This is a genomic window from Vibrio sp. CJQ_6, from assembly GCF_043106745.1.
Taxonomy (GTDB): Bacteria; Pseudomonadota; Gammaproteobacteria; order Enterobacterales; family Vibrionaceae; genus Vibrio; species Vibrio furnissii.
In genome coordinates this window covers 18813-28436 of the sequence record NZ_JBICMV010000016.1, presented here as the reverse complement: position 1 = coordinate 28436, position 9624 = coordinate 18813, and the positions used below count along the sequence as shown (strand labels likewise).

Genomic DNA, 9624 nt, shown 5'->3' with positions numbered 1-9624 from the left:
CGTTAAGTACGATGAAGACTCTGCCATTTACCTGAAGTAAATGGAGCGACACACGAGGTTCGAACTCGTGACCTCAACCTTGGCAAGGTTGCGCTCTACCAACTGAGCTAGTGTCGCATCAACAACGTTTTCCGTCGTTTAGGGCTGCGAATTATAAGAGCATTTCTGTGTGATGCAAGAACTTATCGCGAAAAAAATCTAATTTTTTTTCAGTTGATGAAAAAGCGCGCAACCCAGAACATTCAGCCAGCAAATTGTGCTGAACTTGCCACCAGCGCGCGCATTCACCGCCGGCCAACGCAGGCCAACCGTCCGTTGCGGCCAGCCATGCGACGCCCTATTTTAGATGCTAAAGACGGTCGAACGATAAAATTGTAGCTCCGCGATCGACTCACGAATGTCATCCAATGCGAGGTGACTACCCTGTTTTGAAAATCCATCCAGCACGGCTGGCTGCCAACGACGAGTCAGTTCTTTGATGGTGCTGACGTCGATGTAACGGTAGTGGAAATATTCTTCCAGACGCGGCATGTGTTTGTAGAGGAAACGGCGATCCTGACCAATACTGTTGCCACAAATTGGTGATTTGCCCGCAGGTACCCACTGTTCAAGAAACGCGATGGTTTGCGCCACAGCATCGTCTTCACTCACTTGGCTTTGGCGTACACGCTCCACCAACCCGCTTTGGGTGTGCGTGTTGGTACACCAATCGTCCATTTTTTGCAGTTCGGACTCGGGTTGATGCACCGCCAATACCGGTCCTTCGGCCAGAATATTGAGCTGACTGTCGGTCACGATGGTCGCAATTTCGATGATTTTATGGGTTTCAGGATCCAAGCCTGTCATCTCTAAATCGATCCAGATTAGGTTTTGATCGCTAAAAGACATAGAGGAGTACCTATATAGGTTTGTCGATAAAGCAGGTACTATATACCCAAGTCTGTACAATTCAAATTATCGGCTGTGTCTGATAACACGTACTAAACCGGGCGGCGAAGGGGAACAATGTCTTTCTTCATGTCGTCCAGCAACACGAAAGTAGAACAGAGTGGCAAAGAAAAAGAAGCTGACAAAAGGTCAGGTAAGGCGCGTACGAAATAACCAGCACCGCAAACTGAAACAGGAAGAAACCGTTCAGTGGGATGAGTCGATGCTGGAGAACGCCAAAACTGGCTTGGTGATCACCCGTTTCGGTCAACATGCGGATATTGAAGATCCTGAAACTCAGGCCATTCATCGCTGTAACCTGCGCCGGGGCATTGAGAGTTTGGTCTCTGGCGATCGCGTGATCTGGCGTCCGGGCATCGAAACCATGGCGGGGATTTCCGGCGTGGTGGAAGCGGTTGAACCACGCACCTCCGTGCTGACACGTCCCGATTACTACGATGGGTTAAAACCCGTTGCGGCCAACGTCAACCAGATGGTCATCGTCTCGTCGGTGCTGCCTGAGTTGTCGCTCAATATCATTGACCGCTATCTGATTGCTGCCGAAACACTCGCCATCGCCCCATTGCTGGTGCTCAACAAAGTCGACTTGTTGGATGAAGATCAGCGCGCGCAGTATGAACAGTGGCTCTCGGCCTACGAGAAAATTGGCTACGACGTGCTGTACGTGAGTAAAAACAGTGGCGAAGGCATTGAAGCGCTGGAAGCCAAACTGCGCGATCGCACCAATATTTTTGTCGGTCAATCCGGGGTCGGTAAATCCAGTTTGGTGAACGCCCTGATGCCCGAATTGGACGAAATGGTGGAAGAAGGCGAAATTTCTGAAAACTCAGGTCTGGGCCAACACACCACAACGGCGGCGCGTCTGTACCATATTCCATCTGGCGGTAATCTGATCGATTCACCGGGGGTACGCGAATTTGGCCTCTGGCACTTGGAAGCGGAAGATGTCACCAAGGCATTTGTCGAGTTCCGTCCTTATTTAGGGGGCTGTAAATTCCGCGACTGCAAACACGGCGATGATCCGGGTTGCATGCTGCGTGAAGCCGTCGAAAAAGGCGAGATCAGTGCGACACGCTTTGAGAACTATCATCGCATCATCGAAAGCATGGTGGAAAACAAAGCCAACCGACAATACTCGCGGAATAAAAAAGCCGATCTGTAACGTGGTTCCGCTTTCGTCAGTGAGATAAAACGAGAGCGGTTCTCGTTCTTGCGGGGATAAATGCTGACATCATTCACGATTTTCAGTAACATTCCGCGCCCAAAGATTAAACACCCCAAATTAAACACATTGGAATGACTTACAATGGACAAGATTAAAGTTGGACTGCAATACTGGATTCCACAACACGGCCTGACCCGTTTGATGGGCAAATTGGCATCAGCCAAAGCCGGCGGTCTAACCACAGCCATCATTCGCTGGTTTATCAAGCAATACAACGTCAACATGGACGAAGCATTGCACTCCGATCCAAAGCATTTTAAAACTTTTAATGAATTTTTTGTCCGTGAACTCAAGCCGGATGCTCGCCCACTCGCACAAGGCGATGACGTGATCACGCACCCCGCCGATGCGTGCGTCAGTCAGTTTGGCCCCATCCATGACGGCAAGCTGATTCAAGCGAAAGGCCATGATTTCTCCGCGCAAACGCTGCTTGGCGGCGATGCCAAACTGGCCGAAGAATTCACGGCCGGTGAGTTCGCCACGCTTTACCTATCACCGAGTGACTACCACCGCGTACACATGCCATGTGACGGCACATTGCGCCAGATGATTTACGTCCCGGGCGATCTGTTCTCGGTGAACCCATTGACCGCAGCCAACGTACCAAACCTGTTCGCGCGTAACGAACGCGTGGTGTGTATTTTCGATACCGAATTCGGCCCAATGGCCCAAGTGCTGGTTGGCGCCACCATCGTGGGCAGCATTGAGCTCGTCTGGGCAGGCACCGTCACACCACCACGCGGTAACACGGTCTACCGTTGGGATTACCCCGCAACTGGCAACAAGGCCGTTGTGCTGAAAAAAGGGGAAGAGATGGGCCGCTTTAAGCTGGGGTCGACCGTCATTAACCTGTTCGCAAAAGATGCGATTCGTTTTGATGACAGCATGCAGCTCAACGTCACCACCCGCCTTGGCGCGCCATACGCCCACAAAGCTTAATCGCCATTCACATCCCGGCCCGCGCGCCGGGATGTTTGTTTTTGACCGCCAGCACACTTCTTTTCGCCCAGCGCGCCAAAAACGTAAAACTTTGTCGCCCCTCTAAGACCTTTGCCATTCAACGCGTTACCCTAGCTGCAATCTTGTCGAACTCACCAAGGAAGACGCTATGCAGACTCTGGATAAGGGCCTTCTCCTGCGGCTCGCACTCAGTTTCGGACTCCCGATTCTGGTATTGATGTTGCCTATCGATGCCATCCCAATTGACGATCTCACATTGGTCCAACACCGTCTGTTGGCGATTTTTTTATTAGCCGCCCTGTTGTGGGTTCTGGAACCTGTGCCAGTGTTTGCCACGTCGATTCTGATCATTGCGTTGGAATTGGTGATGATCTCCGACAAAGGGCTGCATCCGTTCCGCGCACCGGTCGATGGCCATGAACTGGGTCACTTGCTGCCGTATACCGACATTTTCAGTGCCTTTTCATCCCCCATCATCATTCTGTTTATGGGGGGATTTGCGCTGGCAATTGCAGCGTCGAAGTACGAACTCGACAACAACTTAGCACGCGTACTGCTTAAGCCCTTTGGCAACCAACCGAAATACATCATGCTCGGCCTGATGCTGATCACCTCGGTGTTCTCGATGTTCATGTCCAACACCGCCACCACAGTCATGATGTTGGCATTGCTTGGGCCGATTGTTGCCTCAGCACCCAAAGGCGATTTGGGCATTAAAGCGCTGGTGCTGTGTATTCCGATTGCAGCAAACACTGGCGGGATTGCCACCCCCATCGGCACACCGCCGAACGCCATTGCCCTGCAATATTTGACCGGTGAGAACAGCATCAGCTTTTTATCGTGGATGATGATGGGCTTGCCGTTTGTGATGATCCAATTGACCATCGCTTGGTTCTTGCTGCAAAAGCTGTTTCCTTCATCGCAACCGACCATGACGCTGAAACTCGACGGCACGTTTCAGCGCAACTGGCGCGCCATCGTGGTGTATCTCACCTTTGCCGCCACCATTGTGCTGTGGATGACCACATCACTGCACGGCATGAACACTTATGTAGTCTCGATCATTCCGCTGGCTGTGTTTACGCTGACGGGCATCATGGGCAAAGAAGAGCTGAAGCAGATCAACTGGGATGTGCTGTGGTTGGTGGCCGGGGGGATAGCCATTGGGATTGGTTTGGAACAGACCGGCTTGGCACAAGCGCTGGCACATGCCATCGATTATGAATCGCTGTCGCCGATGTCGGTGGTGATCACGCTGTCGCTGGTCTGCTGGCTGATGGCCAACTTCATGTCCAACACTGCCACCGCGAACTTGTTGATGCCAATTGCTGCTGCCATTGGCACCACCATGAGCAGCCTCAACGAGGTGGGCGGATTGCAAGGCCTGTTGGTTGTGGTCGCGTTCTCCGCCTCATTGGGGATGATTCTGCCAGTGTCGACCCCGCCCAACTCCCTCGCCTACTCGACCGGCCTGATTCAAAGCAAAGATATGGCCAAAACTGGCTTAATTATTGGATTAATTGGTTTGGTCATCGTCTATATTACCGCCGCCATTCTGGGCTAACCCGCTTCACTCGTGACTTGTGTTTTCTGGCACACAAGTCACGAGTTCATCATTTTCGTCCATAATTCCCTTATCCACACGACTGTTGATCAATTAATAATCGATCCCGATCAAGTTAATTGAAACGATAATTTCTTAGGCTTTTGGTGATAAAACATTAAAAATTACCGTATTTCAGTAATTTAAATTAACTATTCACGCTTATTGGATTAAATTTCAGTACGATCTATTCGCGGCATCAGGTTGTCCGGCAGGTAAGGTAGACTATGAGACATACAATAAAGTTTAAAATTCAGGTCGCGATAGCGATCATCATTGCCATCGTCAGTGGTGTGCAGGCGTGGAACTCCATCAGCCAGCTACGACAAGAGACGACGAAGTCAATCAACAGCGAGATGGCCAACGTCAGCCTCGCGACCAACCGCTACATCAATGACTGGCTCGAAATTCGCAGCGACATGATGTTAGCCAACGAACCGCGCATCGCCAGTGGCGACAATGCCGACCGTGAACTGTTGCTGACCAAACATGCCGGTCAATTTTTGTCGGTGTATGCCGGCTTTAACGACGGCACCATTGCGTACGGCGACAAAAGCGAAGATTGGCCAGCCGATTACGACCCGCGCACACGTCCTTGGTATCAAGATGCGATGGCGAGCAACGGCTTAATCCTTACCGAACCGTATCAAGACTTTGACGGCAGCATTGTGGTCAGTTTTGCCAAAGCGTTCCACGGCAAACGCGATGGTGTTTTGGCGGCAGATTTAACAGTCACCAACCTGATCAAACAAGTGTTGAGCATCAAACTCGACAACAATGGCTTTGCATTTTTAGTCGATGGCAACAATAAAATCGTCGCTTACCAAGATGAAAAGCTGAGTCAAAAACCACTCACCGAGCTGAACGCCCAACTGAATGTTCAAACCATGCAACAACTCGCTGCAGCAGATGATGCGCGCCAAATCCAATGGCCCGGTCGCGATGACCAACTCATCTACGTGAGCAAGATTGCGGGCACCAATTGGCTGCTGGGGATTGTGGTGGATCACGACATGGCGTATGCCTCGGTCAGTGAGCAAATCACCTTTACCTCCATCGCCACGTTGATTCTGTATGTGCTGATCGCCTTGGCCAGTACTTGGGTGGTCAATCGTCTGCTGCAACCGTTGCAAGTGCTGTCCGGCGCGCTGGAAGAGCTGTCACGCGGGGAAGGCGATTTAACTCAACGCGTCAATATTGAACGCAAAGATGAAATTGGTGAGCTGGCTGAGAAGGTCAATCAGTTCATCAGCCAGATGCAAATGATGCTCAAAGACATCGTGGAACACAGTCACAACTTGTCGAGCCAAGCGCAGCATGCAAAATCACTGTCGATTCAATCGACGGATCGCGTGAAACACCAACAAGACGACGTCAACCAGATCGCCACCGCGATTCACGAAATGTCGGCCACTGCGGCCGAGGTCGCCAGCCATGCGGAATTGACTGCCAACGCATCGCAAGCGTCATCATCTGCATGCGAAGACGGCCAGCAAGTGATTGGCAAAAACCGTCAAGCCATCACCGATCTGGCCAATCAAGTCACCAGCGCTGCCAGCGTGATTCGGGAACTGGAAAGCAACGCCCAGAGCATCAACCAGATTTTGTCGACCATTCAAGGCATTGCAGAACAGACCAACCTGTTGGCACTCAACGCTGCCATCGAAGCAGCGCGCGCCGGAGAACAAGGCCGAGGCTTTGCCGTGGTGGCTGATGAAGTGCGCGTGCTGAGCCAGCGCACACACGGCTCCACCGAGGAGATTCGCACCATGATTGAAACCCTGCAACGCAATACGCAGCAGGCGGTGGAGAGCATGGAAGCCAGTACCTCGCTGGCCGATAGCAGCGTCTCTTACGCGCAGCAAGCGCAAGATAGCCTCAGCAGCATCACGCAGGCCATCAATGAGATCAACGACATGGCGTTGCAAATCGCCAGTGCCGCTGAAGAGCAACGCGCAGTGAGTGAAGACATCAGCCGCAACACGCAAGGCATCAAAGACGCTTCTGATGATCTCGCCGCCCAAGCGCAACAAAGCAGCGAAAGTGCAAGCGAGATGCACCAAGCGGCCGATGCGATGCGCCAAGAAATCAGTCGCTTTAAAGTATAACCTCCCCCAGCGCTTGAACGCGTTTGTCGGATGCCCCTGTTGACGGGGTATCCGACACCTTGAATTTGCTTTGTTTTCCCCAGCCTTAGTGGCATATTGAGAGCCTATTTTTCCCGCATACCCAAGGACGATGTTATGGGATTCGAGTGGCTCGCGCTCGCCGCTGCCTTTTTGTGGGCCATCGCTGGCCTGATGTCGGTGACACCCGCTCGCCATCTAGGCACCTTTGCTTACAGCCGCTGGCGCATGGGATGCACGTCGGTGATTTTGGGGAGCATTGCGCTGCTTAGTGGTGGCTGGTCGAGCGTGGCGGTCAGTGCGGTCACGCCGATGATGCTATCGGGCTTGATCGGAATTTTTATTGGCGATACGGCGCTGTTTGCGTGTCTCAACCGCATGGGGCCGCGCCAGGCCGGGTTGCTCTTCTCCTGCCACGCGGTGTTTTCCGCCATTTTAGGCTACTTCCTGTTTAGCGAACGCATGACGTCGGGCGAACTGCTCGGCTCCGCCTTGGTCTTTTCTGGCGTGCTCACGGCGATCTTTTTCGGGCGCCGAGGTCAAACCAACAACACGCTGGAGATGATCCGCGGCAACGTCTGGATCGGGGTTGGGCTTGGGCTCACCGCCGCCACGTGTCAGGCGCTGGGCGGCATCATCGCCAAACCAGTCATGCAAACGGCGATCGATCCCGTGGCCGCATCGGCGATTCGAATGATGACGGCATTCGCGGCGCACTGTGTGTTGCGAGCCACCGGCTCACGCGTGGCGCGTGCGACTCAACCGATGAACCGCACGATTTTTGCCATCACCGCCCTCAACGGTTTTCTGGCAATGGCGGTGGGCATGACATTGATTCTTTACGCACTCCGAGAGGGCAACGTGGGCATGGTGGCGCTCCTTTCTTCCACCACACCCATCATGCTTTTGCCTATACTATGGGTCTATACCAAGCAAAGGCCGAATCGATTCGCCTGGCTGGGTGCACTGGTGGCCGTCATGGGCACCAGCATATTGGTGTATTGAGAACGACCTTGCGGCCACGGGCTGGCCGATTTTGATCAATAGGCAACGTTTTATTGCATTGATAGGGAGAATCATTGATCTTAACCTACTGCAAGCGCACCAAAGTGTAGTAAAATTACGCTAATTTCGATTTCTAGTTACTTTGAATTTGACGAGGTCATAACTATGTCAGCTAAGAAGCCTATGGCTCTGGTGATCCTAGATGGATGGGGTTACCGCGAAGACAACTCAAGCAACGCGATCAACAACGCAAACACACCGGTTCTTGACGGTCTGATGGCGCACAATCCACACACGCTTATCTCTGCTTCAGGCATGGACGTCGGTCTACCTGACGGTCAAATGGGTAACTCGGAAGTGGGTCACACCAACATTGGTGCGGGTCGTATCGTGTACCAAGATCTGACGCGCATCACCAAAGCGATCGCCGACGGCGAATTCCAAAAAAATGAAGTGTTGGTTGCGGCCATCGATAAAGCCGTCGCAGCGGGTAAAGCGGTTCACCTGATGGGTCTGATGTCACCCGGTGGCGTGCACTCTCATGAAGACCACATCTACGCAGCGGTTGAACTGGCAGCGGCACGTGGCGCAGAAAAAATCTACCTACACTGCTTCCTCGACGGTCGTGATACACCACCTCGCAGCGCAGAAGCCTCTCTGAAACGTTTTGATGAACTATTCGCAAAACTGGGCAAAGGTCGCATCGCGTCACTGGTTGGTCGTTACTACGCCATGGACCGTGATAACAACTGGGATCGCGTTGAAAAAGCGTACGACCTGCTGACTGCAGCGCACGGCGATTTCACCTTCGGTTCTGCGGTTGAAGCCCTGCAAGCGGCTTACGCACGTGACGAAAACGATGAATTCGTGAAAGCCACTGAAGTGCGTGCTGAAGGCCAAGATTCAGCAGCCATGCGTGATGGCGATGCGGTGCTGTTCATGAACTACCGTGCTGACCGCGCACGTGAAATCACACGTACTTTCGTGACCGATTTCGCGGGCTTCGAACGTAAAGCATTCCCAGCCATTGACTTCGTGATGCTAACTCAATACGCAGCAGACATTCCGCTGCAATGTGCATTCCCACCAGCGTCTCTGGATAACACCTACGGCGAATGGTTGTCGAAAGCAGGCAAAACGCAGCTTCGTATCTCTGAAACCGAGAAATACGCACACGTGACCTTCTTCTTCAACGGCGGCGTTGAAAGTGAATTCCCAGGTGAAGAACGTCAACTGGTGGCTTCGCCAAAAGTTGCGACCTACGACCTGCAACCAGAAATGAGTTCAAAAGAGCTGACTGACAAGTTGGTTGCCGCGATCAAATCAGGCAAATACGATGCGATCATCTGTAACTACCCGAACGGCGACATGGTTGGTCACACCGGCGTTTACGATGCAGCTGTAAAAGCATGTGAAGCGGTTGATGAATGCATCGGTCGTGTGGTTGAAGCAATCAAAGAAGTGGATGGTCAACTGCTGATCACAGCAGACCACGGTAACGCGGAAATGATGGTGAACCCAGAAACTGGCGGCGTGCACACTGCGCACACCAACCTGCCTGTGCCACTGATCTACGTCGGCAGCAAAGACATTGCCCTGAACGATGGCGGCAAACTGTCTGACCTAGCACCAACCATGCTGGCACTGACCGAACAAGACATTCCAGCGGAAATGACAGGTCACGTCCTGTTCTCTTAATGTCAGAACGATGAATGAAAAGCCTCGACTTGCTCGAGGCTTTTTTTTATTTTTTTGCC

7 protein-coding genes and 1 tRNA gene are annotated in these 9624 nt (G+C 52.5%); 6 read left to right on the top strand and 2 right to left on the bottom strand.

Annotated features, from left to right (window positions below):
- Positions 1-41 precede the first annotated feature (41 nt).
- Both ACF8PK_RS09875 and orn read right to left on the bottom strand, forming a co-directional pair.
- Positions 42-117: transfer RNA gene (locus tag ACF8PK_RS09875), tRNA-Gly, on the bottom strand.
- A gap of 225 nt (positions 118-342) precedes the next feature.
- Positions 343-888: an oligoribonuclease gene (gene orn / locus ACF8PK_RS09870; RefSeq protein ID WP_004728272.1), complete on the bottom strand. Its 546-nt coding sequence runs from the start codon at positions 886-888 to the stop codon at positions 343-345.
- Between the two features lie 160 nt (positions 889-1048).
- On the opposite strand from orn, the gene rsgA reads away from it, so the two are divergent.
- The 6 genes from rsgA (at position 1049) to gpmM (ending at position 9565) form a co-directional block, all read left to right on the top strand.
- Positions 1049-2110 (top strand): small ribosomal subunit biogenesis GTPase RsgA, encoded by a 1062-nt coding sequence (gene rsgA, locus ACF8PK_RS09865; RefSeq protein WP_014203972.1) that lies wholly within the window; start codon positions 1049-1051, stop codon positions 2108-2110.
- 144 nt (positions 2111-2254) lie between these two features.
- On the top strand, positions 2255-3112 hold the full coding sequence (gene asd / locus ACF8PK_RS09860; RefSeq protein ID WP_004728270.1) for an archaetidylserine decarboxylase: 858 nt from the start codon (positions 2255-2257) through the stop codon (positions 3110-3112).
- Between the two features lie 169 nt (positions 3113-3281).
- Positions 3282-4697 (top strand): DASS family sodium-coupled anion symporter, encoded by a 1416-nt coding sequence (locus ACF8PK_RS09855; RefSeq protein ID WP_041942414.1) that lies wholly within the window; start codon positions 3282-3284, stop codon positions 4695-4697.
- A 266-nt stretch (positions 4698-4963) separates the two neighbouring features.
- Positions 4964-6844: a methyl-accepting chemotaxis protein gene (locus ACF8PK_RS09850; protein WP_014203974.1), complete on the top strand. Its 1881-nt coding sequence runs from the start codon at positions 4964-4966 to the stop codon at positions 6842-6844.
- 135 nt (positions 6845-6979) lie between these two features.
- Positions 6980-7867, top strand: a complete 888-nt coding sequence (locus ACF8PK_RS09845) for a DMT family transporter (RefSeq protein WP_158141198.1) — start codon at positions 6980-6982, stop codon at positions 7865-7867.
- Positions 7868-8032: 165 nt separating this feature from the next.
- Complete coding sequence (gpmM, locus tag ACF8PK_RS09840; RefSeq protein ID WP_392441079.1) at positions 8033-9565, top strand: 2,3-bisphosphoglycerate-independent phosphoglycerate mutase; 1533 nt, start codon at positions 8033-8035, stop codon at positions 9563-9565.
- Positions 9566-9624: the final 59 nt, after the last annotated feature.

Coding starts and splice junctions, on each gene's coding strand:
- orn (WP_004728272.1), bottom strand. CDS start 888: ATGTCTTTTAGCGATCAAAACCTAATCTGGATCGATTTAGAGATGACA.
- asd (WP_004728270.1), top strand. CDS start 2,255: ATGGACAAGATTAAAGTTGGACTGCAATACTGGATTCCACAACACGGC.
- ACF8PK_RS09855 (WP_041942414.1), top strand. CDS start 3,282: ATGCAGACTCTGGATAAGGGCCTTCTCCTGCGGCTCGCACTCAGTTTC.
- ACF8PK_RS09850 (WP_014203974.1), top strand. CDS start 4,964: ATGAGACATACAATAAAGTTTAAAATTCAGGTCGCGATAGCGATCATC.
- ACF8PK_RS09845 (WP_158141198.1), top strand. CDS start 6,980: ATGGGATTCGAGTGGCTCGCGCTCGCCGCTGCCTTTTTGTGGGCCATC.
- gpmM (WP_392441079.1), top strand. CDS start 8,033: ATGTCAGCTAAGAAGCCTATGGCTCTGGTGATCCTAGATGGATGGGGT.